Source organism: Pseudomonas sp. Au-Pse12, assembly GCF_021341665.1.
Classification (GTDB): Bacteria; Pseudomonadota; Gammaproteobacteria; order Pseudomonadales; family Pseudomonadaceae; genus Aquipseudomonas.
Genome location: NZ_JAJTTH010000010.1, coordinates 184,933 through 205,553, shown reverse-complemented (window position 1 = coordinate 205,553; position 20,621 = coordinate 184,933). Strand labels below are relative to the sequence as shown.

At 66.1% G+C, this 20,621-nt stretch carries 19 protein-coding genes; 12 read left to right on the top strand and 7 right to left on the bottom strand.

The features are described 5' to 3' along the window. Nucleotides 1-242 precede the first annotated feature (242 nt). Complete coding sequence (wecB, locus tag LXM55_RS25670) at nucleotides 243-1,415, top strand: non-hydrolyzing UDP-N-acetylglucosamine 2-epimerase (protein WP_233322956.1); 1,173 nt, start codon at nucleotides 243-245, stop codon at nucleotides 1,413-1,415. On the opposite strand, the gene LXM55_RS25665 is transcribed toward wecB, so the two are convergent. The 3 genes from LXM55_RS25665 to rpiB form a co-directional block, all read right to left on the bottom strand. After that, a complete protein-coding gene (locus tag LXM55_RS25665) occupies nucleotides 1,412-2,974 on the bottom strand; it encodes a TerC family protein (protein WP_233322955.1) in 1,563 nt (520 codons plus the stop codon). The genes wecB and LXM55_RS25665 overlap by 4 nt on opposite strands. A gap of 340 nt (nucleotides 2,975-3,314) precedes the next feature. Further along, a complete protein-coding gene (locus LXM55_RS25660; protein ID WP_233322954.1) occupies nucleotides 3,315-4,295 on the bottom strand; it encodes a sugar-binding transcriptional regulator in 981 nt (326 codons plus the stop codon). 65 nt (nucleotides 4,296-4,360) lie between these two features. Further along, the gene (gene rpiB / locus LXM55_RS25655; protein WP_233322953.1) at nucleotides 4,361-4,825 is read right to left on the bottom strand and encodes a ribose 5-phosphate isomerase B; all 465 of its coding nucleotides are present in this window, start codon (nucleotides 4,823-4,825) and stop codon (nucleotides 4,361-4,363) included. Between the two features lie 281 nt (nucleotides 4,826-5,106). Between rpiB and LXM55_RS25650 the strand changes: the two genes are divergently transcribed. The 7 genes from LXM55_RS25650 (at nucleotide 5,107) to dhaL (ending at nucleotide 12,343) form a co-directional block, all read left to right on the top strand. Further along, entirely contained in the window at nucleotides 5,107-6,594 is a 1,488-nt protein-coding gene (locus LXM55_RS25650) for a sugar ABC transporter ATP-binding protein (RefSeq protein WP_233322952.1), read from the top strand. After that, complete coding sequence (locus tag LXM55_RS25645; protein WP_233322951.1) at nucleotides 6,591-7,583, top strand: ABC transporter permease; 993 nt, start codon at nucleotides 6,591-6,593, stop codon at nucleotides 7,581-7,583. The genes LXM55_RS25650 and LXM55_RS25645 overlap by 4 nt, the downstream gene beginning before the upstream one ends. A 46-nt stretch (nucleotides 7,584-7,629) precedes the next feature. Continuing rightward, complete coding sequence (locus LXM55_RS25640; protein WP_233322950.1) at nucleotides 7,630-8,652, top strand: substrate-binding domain-containing protein; 1,023 nt, start codon at nucleotides 7,630-7,632, stop codon at nucleotides 8,650-8,652. A gap of 62 nt (nucleotides 8,653-8,714) precedes the next feature. After that, nucleotides 8,715-9,473 carry an SDR family oxidoreductase gene (locus LXM55_RS25635; protein ID WP_233322949.1) on the top strand — a complete coding sequence of 253 codons (759 nt, stop codon included), beginning with the start codon at nucleotides 8,715-8,717 and terminating at the stop codon, nucleotides 9,471-9,473. Between the two features lie 39 nt (nucleotides 9,474-9,512). Next, nucleotides 9,513-10,631, top strand: coding sequence for an MDR/zinc-dependent alcohol dehydrogenase-like family protein (locus LXM55_RS25630; protein ID WP_233322948.1), 1,119 nt, complete (start codon nucleotides 9,513-9,515; stop codon nucleotides 10,629-10,631). A gap of 65 nt (nucleotides 10,632-10,696) precedes the next feature. After that, complete coding sequence (locus tag LXM55_RS25625) at nucleotides 10,697-11,698, top strand: dihydroxyacetone kinase subunit DhaK (RefSeq protein WP_233322947.1); 1,002 nt, start codon at nucleotides 10,697-10,699, stop codon at nucleotides 11,696-11,698. Between the two features lie 3 nt (nucleotides 11,699-11,701). Further along, the gene (gene dhaL, locus LXM55_RS25620; RefSeq protein WP_233322946.1) at nucleotides 11,702-12,343 is read left to right on the top strand and encodes a dihydroxyacetone kinase subunit DhaL; all 642 of its coding nucleotides are present in this window, start codon (nucleotides 11,702-11,704) and stop codon (nucleotides 12,341-12,343) included. A 15-nt stretch (nucleotides 12,344-12,358) separates the two neighbouring features. On the opposite strand, the gene LXM55_RS25615 is transcribed toward dhaL, so the two are convergent. Together LXM55_RS25615 and LXM55_RS25610 are read right to left on the bottom strand one after the other, a co-directional pair. Beyond that, the gene (locus LXM55_RS25615) at nucleotides 12,359-12,736 is read right to left on the bottom strand and encodes a VOC family protein (protein ID WP_233322945.1); all 378 of its coding nucleotides are present in this window, start codon (nucleotides 12,734-12,736) and stop codon (nucleotides 12,359-12,361) included. A 72-nt stretch (nucleotides 12,737-12,808) separates the two neighbouring features. Then, nucleotides 12,809-13,690 (bottom strand): LysR family transcriptional regulator, encoded by an 882-nt coding sequence (locus LXM55_RS25610; protein ID WP_233322944.1) that lies wholly within the window; start codon nucleotides 13,688-13,690, stop codon nucleotides 12,809-12,811. Nucleotides 13,691-13,794: 104 nt separating this feature from the next. On the opposite strand from LXM55_RS25610, the gene LXM55_RS25605 reads away from it, so the two are divergent. The 3 genes from LXM55_RS25605 to LXM55_RS25595 all read left to right on the top strand — a co-directional run bounded on the left by LXM55_RS25605 (nucleotide 13,795) and on the right by LXM55_RS25595 (nucleotide 17,033). Continuing rightward, nucleotides 13,795-14,292, top strand: a complete 498-nt coding sequence (locus tag LXM55_RS25605) for a GlcG/HbpS family heme-binding protein (protein ID WP_233322943.1) — start codon at nucleotides 13,795-13,797, stop codon at nucleotides 14,290-14,292. Beyond that, the gene (locus tag LXM55_RS25600; protein WP_233322942.1) at nucleotides 14,289-15,830 is read left to right on the top strand and encodes an MFS transporter; all 1,542 of its coding nucleotides are present in this window, start codon (nucleotides 14,289-14,291) and stop codon (nucleotides 15,828-15,830) included. Before LXM55_RS25605 ends, LXM55_RS25600 begins: the two co-directional genes overlap by 4 nt. A 138-nt stretch (nucleotides 15,831-15,968) precedes the next feature. Beyond that, complete coding sequence (locus tag LXM55_RS25595) at nucleotides 15,969-17,033, top strand: NAD(P)/FAD-dependent oxidoreductase (RefSeq protein WP_233322941.1); 1,065 nt, start codon at nucleotides 15,969-15,971, stop codon at nucleotides 17,031-17,033. A 76-nt stretch (nucleotides 17,034-17,109) separates the two neighbouring features. Here LXM55_RS25595 and LXM55_RS25590 read toward each other — a convergent pair whose 3' ends face one another. Then, a complete protein-coding gene (locus LXM55_RS25590; protein WP_233322940.1) occupies nucleotides 17,110-18,264 on the bottom strand; it encodes an alpha-hydroxy acid oxidase in 1,155 nt (384 codons plus the stop codon). Nucleotides 18,265-18,356: 92 nt separating this feature from the next. Beyond that, the gene (locus LXM55_RS25585) at nucleotides 18,357-19,274 is read right to left on the bottom strand and encodes a LysR substrate-binding domain-containing protein (RefSeq protein ID WP_233322939.1); all 918 of its coding nucleotides are present in this window, start codon (nucleotides 19,272-19,274) and stop codon (nucleotides 18,357-18,359) included. A gap of 234 nt (nucleotides 19,275-19,508) precedes the next feature. On the opposite strand from LXM55_RS25585, the gene LXM55_RS25580 reads away from it, so the two are divergent. Next, on the top strand, nucleotides 19,509-20,555 hold the full coding sequence (locus LXM55_RS25580; RefSeq protein ID WP_233322938.1) for an ABC transporter substrate-binding protein: 1,047 nt from the start codon (nucleotides 19,509-19,511) through the stop codon (nucleotides 20,553-20,555). Nucleotides 20,556-20,621 lie beyond the last annotated feature (66 nt).

Below are 20,621 nucleotides of genomic sequence, written 5' to 3'. Positions count from 1 at the left end.
GAAGAGTTTCCGTCGGCTTTCCATCGCCGAACCGCCACACACCGAATACATCACCGCGCAGGTCGCCCACGGCCCTCACTTCACCGAAGAAGCGTGGGGCCCGGGACAACGCCAGCGGCCCTTTTCCCGATAACCGCACAGTTGAACGAAATCAGCGCCTGCGAACCTGGTTGGACAAGCGTGATGCTCACTGCTTTCATTCAGGCTCAGATCCGGCTGTCACATTCCCAGGGAGGGGATCCATGCCTTTCAAAGTCATGATGGTATTCGGTACACGCCCTGAGGCGATCAAGATGGCGCCCCTGGCCCGGGTTCTTCGCCGCTGGCCAGGTATCGAGCTGTACATCTGCTCCACCGGCCAGCACCGGGAAATGCTCGAGCAGGTACTCGACGCCTTCGAGCTCGAAGTCGACCAGGACCTGCAAGTGATGACCCGGGGCCAGACCCTCAACGGCCTGTCGCAGCAACTGCTGACCCACCTGGACAGCAGCTACGAGCGCCTGCAACCGGACATCGTCCTGGTCCACGGCGACACCACCACCAGCTTTATCGCCGCCCTCGCCGCCTTCAACCGGCACCTGCCCATCGGCCACGTCGAGGCCGGCCTGCGCACCGGCAACCTCAAGGCCCCCTGGCCCGAGGAAGCCAACCGGCGCCTGACCGGGGTCATCGCCGACCTGCACTTCACCCCGACGGCCCAATCTCAAGCCAACCTGCTGCGGGAAAACGTGCCCGTCGAGAACATCGAAGTCACCGGCAACACCGTGATCGATGCGCTGCTGTGGATGCGCACCCACCAGGCGGCAAGCCACTGGCGACCCGCCGCCGATTCCCCCCTGTCGGTGCTCGACGACAACCGGCGCATGGTGCTGATCACCAGCCACCGCCGGGAGAACTTCGGCGAGGGTTTCCACAACATCTGCCAAGCCCTGGCGACCCTGGCCAGGCGCTACCCGCACGTGCAGTTCGTCTACCCGGTGCACCTCAACCCTCAGGTGCAGAGCGCGGTGTACGGCCTGCTCTCGGACACGCCCAACATCTACCTGGTCGCGCCCCAGGACTACCCGCATTTTGTATGGCTGATGGGGCGCTCGCATTTCATTCTCAGCGACTCCGGCGGCATCCAGGAGGAAGCCCCGGCCATCGGCAAGCCACTGCTGGTGCTGCGCGACGTCACCGAACGGCCTTCGGTCCTGGAGGGCGGCACGGTGCTGCTGGTGGGCACCGACCGCGAGCGCATCGTGCGCCATGCCAGTGAGCTGCTGGACGATGCCCAAGTGCATGCCCGCATGAGCCGGGTGCACAGCCCCTGCGGCGACGGCCACGCCAGCGAACGCATCGCCCGCCGCCTGTGCACCTGGCTGGCGGCCCGAGCCCCGCGTACCCCGGCATTAGCCCGGGCCTCGCTGCCTTAGCCCGCCGCCTGCCGGGCCAGCAACACCTGGGTCACCCGGCGCTCTTCCACCGCCCTGACCTGAAGGCTCCAGCCATCCCACTCCACCCGGTCGCCCTTGACCGGCAAGCGGTCCAGCAGGCTCATCACCAACCCGGCCAAGGTCTGGTAGTCCTCGGTGGGCTCGGCGCCAAAGCCGGTCCGCTGGCGAACCTGAGGCAGGTTCAGCGCACCATTGACCAGGAACCCGCCCTCTTCTTCCAGCACATCCGGGCCTTCGATCTCGCTGGCATCCGGCAGCTCGCCGGCAATCGATTCAAGAATGTCGGTCATGGTCAGGATGCCCATGAAGTCACCGAATTCGTTGATCACGAAGGCAATATGGGTCGACGCCTTGCGCATCTGTTCCAGCGCGTTGAGGATCGAAAAACTCTCCAGCAGGTTGATGGTCTTGCGCGCCAGGTGCTCCAGGTTTGGCTCGTTGCCAGCCAGGTACTCCTTGAGCAGTTCCTTCTTGTGCACGAAGCCCAGAGGCTCATCCACCGCGCCGTCGCGAATCAGCGGCAGGCGCGAGTAGGACGAATGCATCAGCTTGGTACGAATGCTTTCCGGGCTGTCCGTCAGGTCGATGCAGTCGACCTCGGCGCGCACCGTCATCAGGCTGCGGATCGGCCGCTCCGCCAGCTGCAGGACGCCACTGATCATCACCCGCTCGCGGCGGTCGAACAGCTCGCTGCTGGGGGGCTCGTCGCTTTCCAGCAGGTCGGCGATTTCCTCGCCCACCTCTTCCGCCGCCAGCTTGCGCCCACCCAGCAGGCGCATCACTGCATAGGCCGTGCGTTCACGCATCGGGCGCAGGCCCTGCATGGATTTCTTGCGCCGGGCCCGGGCGACCTGGTTGAACACCTCGATCAGGATCGAGAAGCCAATGGCCGCATACAGGTAGCCCTTGGGAATATGGAAACCCAGGCCTTCGGCGGTCAGGCTGAAGCCGATCATCATCAAGAAGCCCAGACACAGCATGATCACCGTCGGGTGGGCGTTGACGAAGCGGGTCAGCGGCTTGCTGGCGACGATCATCACGCCGATGGACACCACCACCGCGATCATCATCACCGCCAGATGCTCGACCATGCCCACCGCGGTGATGACCGCGTCCAGGGAGAACACCGCATCGAGCACCACGATCTGCGCCACGATCGGCCAGAACAGGGCGTAAGTGGCACTGCCCGCGCGCTGGCTGACATGGCCTTCCAGGCGCTCATGCAACTCCATGGTGGCCTTGAACAGCAGGAACACACCACCGAACAGCATGATCAGGTCACGGCCCGAGAAGCTGTGCTCGAACACCTCGAACAGCGGCTGGGTCAGGGTCACCATCCACGAGATGCTGGCCAGCAGGCCCAGGCGCATCAGCAGCGCCAGGGACAGGCCGATCACCCGCGCGCGGTCACGCTGCTCCGGTGGCAGCTTGTCCGCGAGGATGGCGATGAACACCAGGTTGTCGATGCCCAGCACCAGCTCCAGGACGATCAGGGTCAAAAGGCCAAGCCAGGCCGTGGGGTCTGCGATCCATTCCATAACGACTCAGGTTCTCCGGAAAATTCAAACGGCCAGGCGCGACGCAGCGCCAAGGCGCAGAAACTGCGAAACCTCGGGTACGGGCGGACAAAGGTGGGAGGTGGCAAGTGCCAGGGAAGAGCAACCGGAAGAAGGGCTGCCTGAGCGTCTGGGTCTCAGAAGCGCCGGATGGCGCGAGAAATCATGGGGTAAAACGAAGAAAGAGCACCGACTGGGGGGCTCCGAGAGCGTGTTCATGCAAGTCCTGAAGGAAAAAACGGACTTGGAGATTACAGGCAGGACGGGCCGATTCCCCAGCGGGAAATCATTACAAGATTTAATCCGGCCCGCCCCTGCGGCATCAGTTCCTGCGCGTGGCGTCATCCAGCGCGAGGATGGTGTGGGCATTGGTCACGGTGGTCGCCAGGGTGTTGATCACCCCGGAACGCAGGGCTCCCAGGGTCGCCGCAGCCTTGGTGTTCTCGCTGGCGATAGCCACCACATCGGGAATCCGCACCAGCTCCTGCACCGTCAGGCCGATCACCCGCCCCTGCATGGCATTGACCGCCGGCCGGCCGTGAATGTCGATGAAGTCGTACCCCATCATGTCGCCCACGGTGCCGGACAGCCGCGCCTGGGCAATCTCCTGGGGCGAGAACCAGCCCATGCGCACCATGTTGCTGTTCTCGCTCATGTCGCCGATGCCGATCAGGGCAATGTCCGCGCGCCGCGCCCGGTCCAGGGTCGAGCGCACGGTGTCGTTGCTGATCAGTGCGCTGCGCAGCTCCGGGTTGGCCACCAGCGCCGGGGCGTACAGGGTTTCGCTCTCGGCACCGAAACGCAGGGCCAGGCGCCGACAGATATGGTCGGGGTTCATGTACTCGCCGGCCCGCAGGGAACCGCCAATGGCGCAGACAAACGTGCAGTTGCGGGTCACCGGCAGGAACACGTTGTCGGCCACCGCGCCGACATTGCGCCCCATGCCCACGGCGACGATCATGCCGTCGCTCAAGGTCTTGTTCAGGTAGTTGGCCACCAGGCTGGCCACCGCCGAGCGCTGGGTGTCCGGGTCGCTGTGATCCACCGCGATCAACGCCCGATCCAGCTGGAAACGCTCCACCAGGGCCTGCTCCAGCTCATTGTTCAGCGCCGGATGCTGCAGCACCCGCACCTCGACAATGCCTTCGTCCCGTGCACGCTTGAGCAGCCGGCTGACCTTGGCCCGGGACAGGTCGAAGCGCTTGGCGATGACTTCCTGCGTGACGTTCTCGAGGTAATAGAGCATCGCGACCTCGGTCATCAGGTCGATGTCGCTGGCCCCGCGCAGGGTGCTGTCACTCATGTGGACTGGCTTCCGTTTCGGCATCAAAGGCGCATTCTCTCTAGCGGATACGGGTGGCGTCTACCTCAGCCCTTGTGGCCGTCGCGCTCGATGGCACTGATGCGCTCGACCTTGACCCCCGAGCGCGCCGCCTCGAACTCCGACTGCAGGAAGGCACTGACAATGCTCTTGGCCAGCTCCACCCCCACCACCCGGGCCCCGATCGAGAGGATCTGTGCGTCGTTGCTCTTGCGCGCCCGCTCCGCCGAATAGGTGTCGTGGGCCTGGGCCGCGCGGATGCCCGGCACCTTGTTGGCACTGATGGCCATGCCGATGCCGGTGCCGCACACCAGCACCCCGAGCCGGTGGCGCCCGGCATTGATCGCCGTGGCCACCGCCAGAGCGATATCCGGATAGAGCACCGGCTCCAGGGAATGGCTGCCGAAATCCTCCAGCGGGTAACCGAGCGTCTCGATGTGGCGCTTGAGCAGCTCCTTGAGTTCGAACCCCGCTTCATCGCAGCCGATGGCCACCGAACAGGTTGTGTGCATGGCAGTGCGCTCCGCTTTCAAGTAAGAGCAAGCATGATCATATGATCACACAATGAACTTTTGTTCAGTTATTTCTCGAACAATCACCCTGCGATGTCAAGCACGAATTACCTGACGCCCAGGTCAAAGCCCTACATTCGAGGGTAAAAAGCCTGATTCGCCCCGCAATCAGTTTTAACGTGAAAGAGATTGACTGATCAGAATTTCATTTGATACACATATGATCACAGCGCAACCGTACTCTGCGACCTAATAAGAATTCACAGCACGAGGACACGCCGATGGCCCCGCCATTACTGCTCCAGGCTGAACATGTCGCCAAGGCCTATGCCGGGGTCCCTGCCCTGCGCGACGGCCGCCTGGCCCTGCGTGCTGGCAGCGTGCACGCCCTGTGCGGCGGCAACGGCGCCGGCAAGTCCACCTTCCTCAGCATTCTCATGGGTATCACCCGGCGTGACGCCGGGCACATCCTGCTCAATGGCCGGGCGGTGCAGTTCGACCGGCCCGGCGAGGCCCTGGCCGCCGGGGTGGCGATGATCACCCAGGAACTGGAACCGATCCCCGACATGAGCGTGGCCGAGAACATCTGGCTGGGCCGCGAACCCCGGCGCCTGGGCTGCATCGTCGACCGCCAGGCGCTGTACCGCCGCACCCGGGAGCTGCTGGAAAGCCTGGAGTTCGACGTCGACGCCCAAAGCCCGATGCGCCACCTCAGCGTGGCCCAGGTGCAACTGGTGGAAATCGCCAAGGCCTTCAGCCATGACTGCCAGGTGATGATCATGGACGAGCCGACCTCGGCCATCGGCGAGCACGAGACCCAGACCCTGTTCCGCGCCATCCGCCGCCTCACCGACCGTGGCGCCGGAATCATCTATGTGTCGCACCGCCTCAGCGAGCTGGCGCAGATCGCCGACGACTACAGCATCTTTCGCGATGGCGCCTTCGTCGAAAGCGGGCGCATGGCGGACATCGACCGCGCCCACCTGGTGCGCGGCATCGTCGGCCAGGAACTGCAACGCATCGACCACAAGCTCGGCCGCGAAAGCACCCGCCAGCCCTGCCTGGAGGTCTCGCACCTGAGCCGCCAGGGCGAATTCCAGGACATCAGCCTGCAACTGCACCAGGGCGAGATCCTCGGCATCTACGGCCTGATGGGTTCGGGGCGCAGCGAGTTCCTCAACTGCATCTACGGCCTCACCACCCCCGACACCGGCAGCGTGACCCTGCAAGGCCGGCCGCTGCCGGTGGGCGCTCCGGGGGCGACCCTTCGCGCCGGCCTGTCCCTGGTCACCGAGGACCGCAAGGACAGCGGCCTGGTGCTGGGCAGCAGCATCCTCAGCAACATCGCCCTCAGCGCCTACGGACAGCTGTCGCGCTGGTCGCTGATCAACGCCCGCAAGGAGCAGGCCCTGGCCCGGGACATGGTCCGGCGCCTGCAGATCAAGGTCAGCTCCCTGGAGCTGCCGGTGGAATCCATGAGCGGCGGCAACCAGCAGAAAGTGGTGCTCGCCAAGTGCCTGTCCACCGCACCGGTCTGCCTGCTCTGCGACGAGCCGACCCGGGGCATCGACGAAGGCGCCAAGCAGGAGATCTACCAACTGCTGGACCAGTTCGTGCGCGCCGGCGGCGCCGCCATCGTCGTGTCTTCGGAAGCCCCGGAACTGCTGCACCTGAGCGATCGCATCGCAATCTTCAAAGGCGGCCGGCTGGTCACCATCAGCAACGACACTGCCCTTTCCCAGGAAGCCCTGTTGAGTCTCGCCTCATGAACACCAAGACCCTTGCCCCCTCAGCCCCCACCCCTACCACCAGCCCGGCCGTACCCGGTCGCCTGCGCCAGATGCTGGATCGTTTCGGCCTGCCCCTGGTGTTCATCCTGCTGTGCCTGGCAATGGCTTTTGCCAGCGAATACTTCATGACCTGGCGCAACTGGATGGACATCCTGCGCCAGACCTCGATCAACGGCATTCTCGCGGTGGGCATGACCTACGTGATCCTGACCCGGGGCATCGACCTTTCGGTGGGCTCGATCCTGGCCTTTGCCGGGCTCTGCAGCGCCCTGGTGGCCACCCAGGGCTATGGCCTGCTGGCGGCGGTCAGCGCCGGGATGTTCGCCGGGGCGATGCTGGGCATGATCAACGGCTTCATGGTGGCCAACCTGTCGATCCCGCCCTTCGTCGCCACCCTGGGCATGCTCAGCGTGGCCCGGGGCATGACCTTCATCCTCAATGACGGCAGCCCGGTCACCGACCTGCCGGACAGCTACCTGGCACTGGGCATCGGCAAGATCGGCCCGCTCGGCGTGCCGGTGGTGATCTTCGCCGTGGTCGCCCTGATCTTCTGGATGGTCCTGCGCTACACCACCTACGGCCGCTACGTGTACGCCGTGGGGGGCAACGAGAAGAGCGCGCGCACCTCCGGGATCGGCGTGCGCAAGGTGATGTTCTCGGTGTACGTGGTTTCCGGGCTGCTGGCGGGGCTGGCTGGCGTGGTGCTTTCTGCCCGCACCACCTCGGCCCTACCCCAGGCCGGCATGTCCTACGAGCTGGATGCCATCGCGGCGGTAGTGATTGGCGGCACCAGCCTCTCCGGCGGCACCGGCAGCATTGTCGGCACCCTGTTCGGCGCCTTGTTGATCGGGGTGATCAACAACGGCCTGAACCTGCTCGGGGTGTCCTCCTATTACCAGCAAGTCGCCAAGGGGCTGATCATCGTCTTCGCGGTGCTCATCGATGTCTGGCGCAAGAAGAAACGCTGATGCCTTCTCTCCCGAACGCACGCCAACAACAATAACGGAGTTCCTCATGAAGCTTTCTCCTACCCTGCTCGGCTCGTCTCTGTTCACTCTGGCGGCAGCCTCGCTGCTCACCAGCAGCCTGGCCCTGGCCGAGGGCAAGACCTACAGGATCGGTGCCGCGGTATACGGCCTCAAGGGCCAGTTCATGCAGAACTGGGTGCGCGAGCTCAAGCAGCACCCGGCGGTCAAGGACGGCACGGTGCAGATCACCGTGTTCGACGGCAACTACGACGCCCTGACCCAGAACAACCAGATCGAGACCATGGTCACCCAGCGCTACGACGCGATCATCTTCGTGCCCATCGACACCAAGGCCGGGGTCGGCGCGGTAGCCCGGGCCCAGGAGAACGACATCCCGGTGATCGCCTCCAACACCAAGGTGGCCAGTGCCAGCGTGCCCTATGTCGGCAATGACGATGTCGAGGGCGGCCGCCTGCAGGCCCAGGCCATGGTCGACAAGCTCAAGGGCCAGGGCAATGTGGTGATCATCCAGGGGCCCATCGGCCAGTCGGCGCAGATCGACCGCGAAAAAGGCGAGATGGAAGTGCTCAAGCAGCACCCGCAGATCAAGGTCATTGAAATGAAGACCGCCAACTGGTCCCGGGCCGAAGCCCTGTCCCTGACCGAGGACTGGCTCAACGCCCACCCCAACGGCGGCATCTCCGGGATCATCGCGCAGAACGACGACATGGCCCTCGGCGCCCTGCAGGCAGTGAAGTCCCGCGGGCTGTCTCCCGTCCAGGTGCCGGTGACGTCCATCGACGGCATGCCCGACGCCATCCAGGCCGCCAAGAAAGGCGACATCACCACCTTCCTGCAGGATGCCCAGGCCCAGTCCCAGGGCGCGCTGGACGTGGCCCTGCGCACCCTGGCCGGCAAGGACTACACGCCGCAATCGGTGATCTGGCAGCGCTACGCCAAGGACCTGCAATGGGGCGATGGCAGCGCCAAGCTGTACATCCTGCCCTGGGTACCGGTGACCGCCGACAACGCCGACGCCCTGTACCAGCAGGTCGCCGGCAGCCAGTAACCCGAGCGTGGCGCGCCGTGCGGCGCGCCACATGAGCCCCTTTCTTTCCAAGGAGACATGACATGTCCGGATTCTGGGATCAGGCCTTCGACCTGAACGGCCGCTGCGCGGTGATCACCGGTGGCGCCGCCGGTATCGGCCTGGCGTGCGCCAGCCTGCTGGTGGAGCGCGGCGCCAGGGTCGCGCTGCTCGACCGCGACCCACAGGTGGTCGAGGTCGCCGCCGGCCTGGGCAGCGGCCATCTCGGGCTGGCCCTGGACCTGCGCCAGCTGGATCAGCTGCAGGATGCGGTGGACCTGGTGGCAACACACTTCGGGCGCCTGGATTTCCTGGTCAACAGCGCCGGGGTGGCCCTGCTGGACAAAGCCATGGAGGTCAGGGAAAGCACCTGGGACACCACCCTGGACATCAACCTGAAGGCCAGTTTCTTCGCCGCCCAGGCCTGCGCCCGGCACATGCTCGAACAGGGCCACGGGCGCATCGTCAACCTCGCCTCCCAGGCCGCGGTGATCGGCCTCGACCGGCACGTGGCCTATTGCGCGAGCAAGGCCGCGGTGGTGGGCATGACCAAGGTCCTCGCCATGGAATGGGCGCCCCATGGCATCAACGTCAACGCCGTGTCCCCCACCATCGTCGAAACCGCCCTGGGCAAGCAGGCCTGGGCCGGCGAACGGGGGGAGCAGGCCAAATTGCAGATCCCCGTGGGCCGCTTTGCCCAGCCCGAGGAAATTGCCGGGCTGGTGCTCTACCTGCTCAGCGACGCGGCGAAGATGATCACCGGTGAAAACGTGATGATCGACGGCGGCTACAGCATTCAGTAATCCACGGACACTCCATTGATCGCAGCGAGGTTCTCGTCCATGTCCAGCCTGCTCGAAAATGCCACTGCACACGCGTTGCCCCCCACGATCCCAGCCACCATGCAGGCCGTGGTCTGCTACGGCCCGGAGGACTATCGACTGGAGCACGTCCCGGTGCCGACACCCGGGCCCGAGGAAATTCTCACCCAGGTCGAGTTGTGCGGGATCTGCATGGGCGATATCAAGACCTACCGCGGCGCTCCCTCGTTCTGGGGCGACGCCGAGCAACCGCGCTACGTCAAGCCGCCGATGATTCCCGGGCACGAATTCGTCTGTCGGGTGGTGGCCCTGGGGCCGGGGGCGCAGAAGCGCGGCGTCAAGGTCGGCGACCGGGTGATCTCCGAACAGATCGTGCCCTGCTGGGGCTGCCGCTTCTGCAACCACGGCCAGTACTGGATGTGCCAGAAACACGATCTGTACGGCTTTCAGAACAACGTCCAGGGCGCCATGGCCCAGTACATGATCTTTACCCGCGAAGGCATCGTGCACAAAGTGCCGGACAGCATCCCGCCGGACGAAGCCATCCTCATCGAACCTCTGGCCTGCTCCCTGCACGCCGCCGAACGCGCCGACGTCGGCTTCGACGACACCGTGGTAGTGGCCGGCGCCGGCACCCTGGGCCTGGGCATCATCGGCGCGGTACGCCTGCGCAACCCCAAGCGCCTGATCGTCCTCGACATGAAGCCCGAGCGCGCCGAACTGGCCCTGCGCATGGGCGCCGACGAAGTCTGGAACCCCGCTGAAGAGGACGTACTGGCCAAGATCCGCGCCATCACCGAGGGTTACGGCTGCGACATCTACATCGAAGCTACCGGGCATCACAAGGCGGTCAACCAGGGCCTGGCGATGCTGCGCAAGCTCGGGCGCTTCGTCGAGTTCAGCGTGTTCAACGACGAGGCCACGGTGGACTGGTCGATCATCGGCGACCGCAAGGAGCTGGACGTGCTCGGCTCGCACCTGGGCCCCTACATGTACCCCCGGGCCATCGACTTCATCGGCCAGCGCAAGATCGACATGCGTGACGTGGTCACCCACACCTTCGCACTGGCGGACTTCAAGGAAGCTTTCGCGGTGATGGAAAGGGGCGATCGTTCGCTGAAGGTCGTCCTCAAACCTTGACCGGCCCCTGCACAGATGTGCCGCGACCTGGCATCGACCCAGAACACGAACACAGGAAACATGTCATGAATCGAGTGATCAACGACCCGGACCAGGTGGTCGAGGACATGCTGCAAGGCCTCCTTGCCGCTCACCCGCAACTGCTGCAATACGAAACCAATCCCAGGGTCATCGCCAAACGCACGCCCTCGGCGCAAGGCCGGGTGGGCATCGTCACCGGCGGCGGCTCCGGCCATGAACCGGCCTTCCTCGGCTATGTCGGCCCCGGGCTGGTGGACGCCGTGGCCGTGGGCGAGATCTTCTCCTCGCCCACGGCAAAGAGTTTCTTCGACGCCTTTCGCGCCGCCGACCGGGGCGCGGGGGTCGCCTGCCTCTATGGCAACTACGCCGGCGACAACATGAACGTCAAACTGGCGATGAAAATGGCTGCCAGCAAAGACCTCCAGGTACGCACCGTGGTGGCCAACGATGACGTCGCTTCCGCACCGCCGGCGGACATCCACAAGCGCCGGGGCGTGGCCGGGGAAATCTTCATGTGGAAAGTCGGTGGCGCGGCGGCGGCCACGGGCTACGACCTGGACGGGGTGGTCCGGGTGGCGCAGAAGGCCGTGGACCAGTGCCGCTCCATCGGCGTCGGCCTCACCCCCTGCACCATTCCGGCGGTGGGCAAGGCCAACTTCCAGATCGCCGAAGGGCAAATGGAGCTGGGCATCGGCCACCATGGCGAGCCGGGCATCGAGGTCGTCCCCATCGAGTCCGCCGCGGCCATGGCCGAGCGCATGCTGGCGCCCATCCTCGCCGACCGGGACTTCCATGGCGACGAGTCCGTGGTGGTGCTGGTCTCCGGCCTCGGCGCAACGCCGGTGATGGAGCTGTACATCTTCTACGCCGAGGTCGAGCGCCTGCTCAAGGCACGGGGCCTGGGCATCCACCGCTGCTACGTCGGCAACTACTTCACCTCGCTGGAGATGATGGGGGTGACCCTCACCCTGCTGGGCCTGGACGCCGAATTGCGCAACCTGATCGATCAGCCTTGCCGTTCCATCGGCATGACCCAGACGGAGTGAGCCATGAACCCGCACTTTTCCAGTGCCGATGGCAGCGCCATCGTCCGTGACCTGGTGACGGTGATCGTCGCCAACCGCGAATACCTCAGCGAAGTGGACGGCGCCATTGGCGATGGCGACCACGGTATCAACATGGCCAAGGGTTTCGCCCACTGCGGACGCGCCCTCGAAGGCCGCGAACTGAGCCTGGCCGAAGCCCTGGACGAGTTGACCTTGAGCCTGATGGAAGGCATCGGCGGCTCCATGGGGCCGCTGTACGGCAGCCTGTTCATCGGCATGGCCAACGAAGTGCGCGGCGCCGGGCAGATCGACGCCGCGGCCTTCGCCCGCCTGCTGCGGGGCGGCCTGACCTCCTTGCAGGACATCACCGAAGCCGGGGTCGGCGACAAATGCCTGATGGACACGCTGATCCCGGCGGTGGTGGCCTTCGAAACGGCGCAGGCGTCTGGCGCCTCGTTCCAGGAAGCCCTGGCACGCATGAAGAGCGCGGCCTCCCAAGGCCGGGACTCGACCCGCGACCTGGTGGCGCGCATCGGCCGAGCCAGCCGCCTGGGCGAACGTTCCCTGGGGGTGCTGGATGCGGGGGCGGTGTCCTGCTGCCTGATCCTGACCCGCCTCGCCGACTCCATCGGCCCGCGGCTCTGAAGCAGGCCCGGGCCGCTACAGCCGCTCGGAAATCTCGATCAGGTTCAGGTCCGGGTCCCGCAGGTACACCGAGCGGATCGGCCCCGTGGCACCGGTGCGCGGCACTGGCCCTTCGATGATCGGCCAGTTGACCTGTTGCAGGTGGGCAATCACCTGCTCCAGGGGCACGCTGGCGATAAAGCACAGGTCCAGCGCTCCGGGCACCGGCAGGTGGGCCTTGGGTTCGAACTCCTGGCCGCGCACATGCAGGTTGATCTTCTGGTTGCCGTACGTGAAGGCCTTGCGGCCGCCGGCAAAAGTGTCCAGCTGCATGCCCAGTACGCGGACGTAGAAGTCCTCGGCGGCAAGCGGGTCGATGGTGGTCAGTACCAGGTGGTCAAGGTGATCGATCATCGCGGACGCAGCTCCAGGAAGAAAAATGGCCCGGGGATTATGCGGGCCGGGCCAGCGCTTGAACATGCCGCGTCAGGCTTTCCTGCGGTACTCGCGCCGGACCTGTTCGATATAGCGCACCACCGCCGGGGCCTGCTCGAAGCGCCGGTGGATCAACGACAACCAGGACGTTGCCGAACTCCCGCCAATCGGCCGGTACACCACATGGGGCAGGCTGACGTGCCCCACTACCGACTCCGGCACCACCGCCACGCCCTGCCCCAGGGACACCAGGGCCAGCACCGCCACCAGGCCGCCAGGCTGAGGCCCCAGCTTAGGGGCATAGGCGCCCTGGGCCGCCACCTGCAAGGTGCCGCTGATCTGCTCCGGAAGGATGAAGGTTTCATTGAGCAGGTGTTCGGAGGCGATCTGCGGCAGGCGGCACAGCCAGGATTGTTCGGGCAGCGCCAGGACAAAGCCCTCGGCGTCCAGGCGAATGGCCTCGACCCCTTCCGGCAGGGTCATGGGTGAGCGGATATAACCCACGTCCAGGCGGCCGTCGGCAATCCGCGCCGGCAGCGTCGCCATCGGGCATTCACGCACATTGAGGCTGACATCCGGGCAGTCGCGGCCAAAGCCCTGCAGCTGTTTCTGCAACAAGCCGGAATACACCGCCGAGGCCACATAGCCCAGTTCGATGTGGCCGATCTCGCCACGCCCGGCGCGCTGGGCATTGCGCTGGGCGAATTCGAACTGGCGCACCGTGGCCTCGGCTTCCAGCAGCAAGGTGGCGCCGGCCTCGGTCAGGCTGACCTCGCGCTGCTGGCGCAGAAACAGCCGGGTGCCGAGGCTTTTCTCCATGTCCTGGATCTGCCGGCTGAGGGTCGGCGGCGCGATCCCCAATTGCTCGGCGGCACGGGTGAAATTGCGTTGCCGGGCCACCGCCAGGAAGTAGCGAAAGTGACGAATTTCCATAATCTGCATTAGCTCAAAGGTAATGAACTGCTCGCCAGCGGCTAACAAAGACCGCGAAAGGCCGCGATAAGCTGGACCGACCTTCACAGTAGAGAGCCTTTGCCATGCGCGTCAAACCCCTGTTTCTGGCAATGATCACCTGTTCCGTGCTACAGAGCGCGACAGCCGGGGAAACCCAACCCGCCATTGCCCAAAAGGCAATCCTTACCCTCGACAGCGCCCAACGTCTGCTCCGGGCCGCCCAGGAAACCGCCCATGCCAAGGGCTGGCCCTGCGCCGTGGTGATCGTCGATGACGGCGGCTGGCCGATTCTCGGCGCACGCATGGACGATGCCCCGGTGGTGGCCGGGATCGAACTGGCCCAGGGCAAGGCACGTACCTCGGCGCTGTTCAAGCGCCCGTCCGCCGACCTGGAAAACGCCATCAATGGCGCACGCCCGGCGGCCCTCAGCGCCGGCCTGGTGATGATGAAGGGCGCGCAGCCGATCATCGTCGACGGCCAGGTGATCGGCGCCATCGGGGTCAGCGCCGACACCCCGGCCCACGACGATGAAATTGCCCTGGCCGCCCTGGCCACGCTCAGCCGGCGGACCGCGCCATGAGCCGCTCGGTCAACCCGCGCCTGACCCTGCTGACCGCGTCCGGGGTCTGTTCGCTGATCGTCCTCGACACCAACATCGTCGCCGTGGCCCTGCCGAGCATCGCCCGCGACCTGGGGGCCAACTTCGCCGATATCGAGTGGGTGGTCAGCGCCTACATGCTGGCCTTCGCCGCCCTGCTGCTGCCCGCCGGCAGCCTGGCCGACCGCTTCGGCCGCAAGCGCACCCTGCTCTGTGGCCTGGGCCTGTTCATCCTCGCCTCCCTGGGCTGTGGCGCGGCGCCCAACGCCCTGCTGCTGGACATCGCCCGGGCGCTCAAAGGCGTGGGCGCGGCGCTGCTGCTGACCTCGGCCCTGGCCTCCATCGGCCATACCTTTCATGACGAAGTGGAGCGAGCCAAGGCCTGGGCCTTCTGGGGTGCGTGCATGGGCATGGCGATGACCGCCGCGCCCACGGTCGGTGGGCTGATCACCGAGTACTGCGGCTGGCGCTGGATCTTCTACTTCAACCTGCCGGTGGGGGCGCTGCTGTTGTGGTGCGTGCTGCGCAACGTGCCGGAATCCCGCGACACCCAGGCGGCGCGCCTCGACCCCTGGGGCAGCCTGGCCTTCAGCGCCAGCCTGCTGTGCCTGATCTGGGGCCTGATCGAAGCCAACCGCATCGGCTGGAGCCACCCGGCCACCACCACGCGGCTGCTCGCAGGCCTGGCCCTGCTGGGCCTGTTCGTGCTGATCGAGCGACTGCAACGCCGGCCCATGGTGGACCTGCAACTGTTCCGCCACCCGCGCTTCATCGGTGCCCTGCTGGGCATGTTCGCCTACGCCGGCTGCGCCCAGGTGATGATGACCCTGCTGCCTTTCTACCTGCAGAACGGCCTGGGCTTCTCGGCCATTGCCTCGGGCCTGGGCATGCTGCCCTTTGCCCTGACCATGCTCATCTGCCCACGGATCGGCGCGCGCCTGGCCGGGCGCTACGCCCCGGCCACGCTGATGGCCGCCGGCCTGACCCTGGTGGGCTGCGGCAACCTGCTCAGCGCCTGGGCGGTGCATGCCGGAGGCTACCTGGGCTTCGCCCTGGCGATCGCCGTGACCGGGGCCGGGGCCGGGCTGCTCAATGGCGACACGCAGAAAAACATCATGGCCTGCGTGCCCCGGGAACGCACCGGCATGGCCTCGGGCATGAGCACCACCATGCGTTTCAGCGCCATCATGCTGGCCATCGGGGTGTTCGGCGCGCTGCTGGCCAGCCATACCCAACTGCTGTTGCAGGGCAGCCTGCAACGCGTGGCGGGAAGCTGGGTGGAGCAAGCCCCGGAGATTGCCTCGCGGGTGGTGGCCGGAGACATGCAGGGGGCAATGGCCGGCTTGCCGCACAGCGCCAGGGCCCTGGTCGAGCCCCTGGCCCTGCAGGCCTTTGTCGGCGGTTTCGGGCTGGTGCTGACGGTGGCCGGGATGCTCGCCTTGCTCGGCGCCCTGGTGGTCGGCCGGCTGATGCGCAACCCGCTGCCCCAGGCCGCAGAGCTGGCGCTGAAGCTGCAATAGCCGCAATGGCCGCTGCCGTTTCTGCGGTGGCGGCCCACAGCGTTTGCAATTTCATAACACTCGCCAAATTGCTGGCCCCATCGCCCCCGGTTAAGGTCGCCCGGCAAGACGCCGCATGGACTGGATGACGAGGTGAGCGTGAAACCTTCAAGCGTGATTGTGCTGGGCGCCGGGATCGTCGGCGCCTCCATTGCCTACCATCTGGCCCGCCAGGGTGTGCAGGTGACCGTGCTGGAACAGGCCAGCCCCGGCGCCGGGGTCACCCGCCATTCCTTTGCCTGGATCAACCCCCACGGTGAGTTCCCGGCGGCCGCGCGCGCCTTGCGCGCCCAGGCACTGGCCGATTACCGCCGCCTGCAGCATGAACTGCCGGCCTTGCAGATCCACTGGTCCGGAGCATTGACCTACAGCGCAGCCGACCTGCAAGCGGCAAGTGCCGATGAGCCGACCGCCGAGGCCTCGACCCAGTGGCTCGACCGGGCCCGGGTCGCCCAGCTGGAACCGCACCTGCAAGTGCTGCCGGAGCGTGCCCGCTACGCACCCGGCGAAGGCAGCCTGGACCCGGTGGCGGCGACCCGGACCCTGCTCGACGCGGCCTGTGCCCATGGCGCCCAGGTGTTCGACCAGACCCCGGCACTGGGCCTGCGGGTCGAGGGCCAGCGCGTGCTTGGCGTGGTAACCGCCGCCGGGCTCTATCGCGCCGACCTGGTGCTGCTCGCCAGCGGCTGTGGCACCCCGGCCCTGCTCGCGCCCCTGGGTATCCCGCTGCCGGTGCAGGCTTCGCCGTCGATCCTGATTCGCGTCGATGCGCCGCCGGGCCTGGTCAAGACCCTGATCTCCAACAGCCAGCTGGAAATCCGCGAAGCGGCGGACGGCAGCCTGCTGCTGGCCGAGGACTACATCGCCGAGCACGGCGCGCAAGGCCCCCAGGCCATCGCGCAACAGGCCATGGCGCACATTCGCCAGCTGTTCCGCGGGGCCGAGTACATCACCTTGCGCAGCGTCGAAGTCGGCCAGCGCCCGATGCCCTGCGACCAGTTGCCGGTCATAGGCCCCTGCACCTCGCATCAGGGCCTGTACCTGGCGGTGATGCATGCCGGGGTGACCCTGGCGCCCACGGTCGGTCGCCTGATCAGCCAGGAGCTGCTGCAAGGGCAGCCCTGCGCCGAACTGGCGGCCTGCCGGCCGGCACGCTTCAACTGAATGCCAGCCCCCGCCATCATCGCGCGACAGCGGCTGGCACGGTTTCAGGGCGTCATCCACCCGCGCGTAGCGCTCCCTAGGCCAGCGGGTAACTGCCCGGCAACAGAATGCCGTGGTCCAGGTGCTGCACATCGGTGTGCCCGCACAGCGCCAGGGTCAGGTCCATTTCCCTGGCGATGATCTCCAGGGCCTTGGCCACCCCGGCCTCGCCCATTGCGCCCAGGCCATACAGATGCGCCCGCCCGAGCATGCACCCCCGGGCTCCCAACGCCAGGGACTTGATCACGTCCTGCCCGCTGCGGATGCCGCTGTCGAGCCAGACTTCGATCCGCTCGCCGACCGCCTCGACGATCGCCGGCAGCATGCTGATGCTGGAAGGCGCGCCGTCCAGCTGACGGCCGCCATGGTTGCTGACGATCAGCGCATCGGCGCCGCTGGCCAACGCCAGGCGCGCGTCCTCGACATCCAGGATGCCCTTGAGGATCAGCGTGCCGCCCCAGCGTTCCTTGATCCATTGAATGTCGTCCCAGCTCAGGCGCGGGTCGAACTGCTGGTAAGTCCACTCCGCCAGCTGCTGCATGTCATCAACGCCTTTGACGTGCCCCATGATGTTGCCGAAGTGGTGCCGGCGCGTGCCCAGCATCCCTTTGATCCAGCGTGGCTTGCCGAGGATGTTCAACAGGCTGGAGGGGGTCAGCCGCGGTGGAATGCTGAGGCCGTTTTTCAGGTCCTTGTGGCGCTGGCCGCTCAACTGCAGATCAAGGGTCAGAACCAGGGCATCACAACCGGCGGCCTTGGCCCGGTCGATCAGGCGGGCAACGAACTTTCGGTCGCGCATCACGTAGAGCTGGAACCAGAAAGGCGCGGCAATGGCTTGGGCGATGTCCTCCAGGGAGCAAATGCTCACCGTCGACAGGGTGTAGCGAATGCCGGCGGCGGTGGCGGCGCGGGCGGCAAGGATCTCGCCGTCGGCGTGGATCATTCCGGCCAGGCCGGTGGGCGCGATGGCCAGCGGCATGGCCATGTCGATGCCCAGTCGCCGGGTGCTGAGCGAGCGCCGCTCGATGTTGCGCGCGACCCGCTGGCGCAGCTTGATCGCGCTGAAGTCGGCCTGGTTGGCCTGGTAGGTGCTCTCGGTCCAGGAACCGCCATCGACATAGTCATAGAACATCCGCGGCACACGCCGCTGGGCCATTGCACGCAGGTCTTCGATACAGGTGATGATGGGCATTGGCCCGCTCCCGATTGAGGTTCAGCGGGAGATTAACGACCCGCCCGCGGTATGACCGGGAAAAGATTTCGCGCTTGTCGGGCGTAACTTTCCTACAGCGAATGCTGCAAGCGTGCCTGCGCCTCAAGCACGGTTTCATGACAGACCCGGGTCACCCAGCGGCTGAAGGCTTCTGCCGCCGGGGATGGCTGGCGAACCCGCAGCTGGTAGTGAAAGGAGGGCTCGCTGCGCACCTCGCCAATAGCCACCAACTGCCCATCGGCCAGCCACGCCTGTGCCAGCGAGGGGCGCGCCAGGACCACGCCCTGAGCCTTGGCCGCCGCCTCAAGCATCATGCCCAGGTCCAGCAGGGCCGGGCCCTGGCGCGGCTCGACAAGCTCCAGGCCGGCCTGCATGAACCAGGGCCGCCAGGGCTCCAGGGGAGAACGCAACAAGGGCAAGCGGGCGAAATCCCGCACGGGGTCCAGGCCCGGGAAACGCGCCAGCAAGGCCGGTGCGGCCATGGGCTGCAATTGTTCGTCGAGCAGCCGCTGACCCGGCGCGACCTCGGCGCTGTCGCCACTGATCAGCACGTCGCAAGCACTGCCATCGACACTGCCCATCGGCGCGCTCAGCTGGATCTGCATGTCGACGTCCGGGTAGGCCAGGCTGTGCTCCTGCAACCGCGGGATGAGCACCTGACGGGCGAAGGTCGGCGGGCAACTGACCGTCAGGTGCTGCTTGCGCTGCACGGGCCGCTGGTGCCCGGGGATCGCCCGCAACTGCGCGAGGATCGGGCTGATCTGCTCCAGGTAGACCTGCCCCTGCACCGTCAGCACCAGGGTGCCGCCCTGGCGCTCGAACAACGCCACGCCCAGCAGTTGCTCCAGGCCTGCAATGCGCTTGCGCAAGGCGCTGCCGGTGAGCGACAGGGCATCGGCCGCGCGCTCGAAACTCTGCAACTGCGCGCCCGCCTGGAAGGCCAGCAAGGCATCCAGGGAAGGCAGGCGATAGTCAGTGAAGTTGTTCATGGCTGGGCTCCTAGGCACACACCGACGAGGGTCCGGGCACAGCTCCCGGTTCCGGTAACGGGTTGCGCCAAGGTCTGGATCTTACCCAGCCTGCCGGCGCCGAGGCGATGCCTGTGCAACGCCGTGAGAAAAACCCTCCCGCCGGGCGCGCCTTTTATTCCTCATGGGCGCCAGCCGTGCTCGCTAGGATGGTGCTCGCGATCTTTAAAACAACAACAAGAAGGAAGACCAGCCATGCTGAAAACCACCCTCGGTGCCCTGATCCTGACCCCGCCCCTGACCCTGGCGCTGCTCTGCCACGCGGCCCAGGCCGAAACCCTGACCGTTGTCTCCGTCGGCGGGCTGAACAAGCAAGCCCAGCAGCAGGCGTTCTACCGCCCCTTCGAGCAGCAGCATTCGATGACGATCCGCGCCGGCGAGTACAACGGCGAGATCGGCATGATCAAGGCCATGGTCGAGACCGGGAGCGTCGGCTGGGACGTGGTCGAAGTCGACCATGCCGACATCCAGCGCGGTTGCGACGAGGGCTTGTTCGAGCGGCTGCCGGCCATGCCCGACGTGGCTCAGAACGACTTTATCGAGGGTGCCCTGAGCGAATGCGGGGTGGGCATCTTCATCTGGTCCACCGCCCTGGCCTACAACCCCAAGGCCGTGGCCAAGGCGCCGACCGGCTGGGCCGACCTGTGGGACCTGAAGACCTTTCCCGGCAAGCGGGCCCTGCACAAAGGCGCCAAGCTGACCCTGGAGATCGCCCTGATGGCCGATGGCGTCCCCCGCGATCAGGTGTACACCGTGCTGCGTGAGGCCGATGGCGTGGACCGTGCGTTTCGCAAGCTGGAGCAGATCAAGCAACAGATCCAGTGGTGGGAATCGGGGGCCCAGCCCTTGCAGTGGCTGGCAGCCGGGGACGTCGCCATGACCTCGGTCTACACCGCCCGCGCCGTCAGTGCCCAACAGGCCGGCTATGACTTCCCGCTGGTGTGGGACGGCAACCTCTACGACATGGACAGTTGGGGCATCGTCAAGGGCAGCCCGAATGTGCCGGCGGCGTTGCAGTTCATCGCTTTCGCCAGCCAGCCGGCGCAGCAGAAACAGTTCGCCGAAATCATGCACAACGGCCCGACCCACAAGCAGACGCTGGCGCTGATCGCGCCCGAGACCCAGCGCAACTTCCCCACCGCGCCACAGAACCTGGCCCTGGCGCTGAAAGTCGACAGCGACTTCTGGATCGAGCATGGGCAAGAACTGGAGGAACGCTTCAACGCCTGGGCTGCGCGCTAGGCCGGCGATCTAAAGAGTTCGTAAAGACTGCTCGCCCGTGCATCCGCCGGCCCGACAGATGCGCTT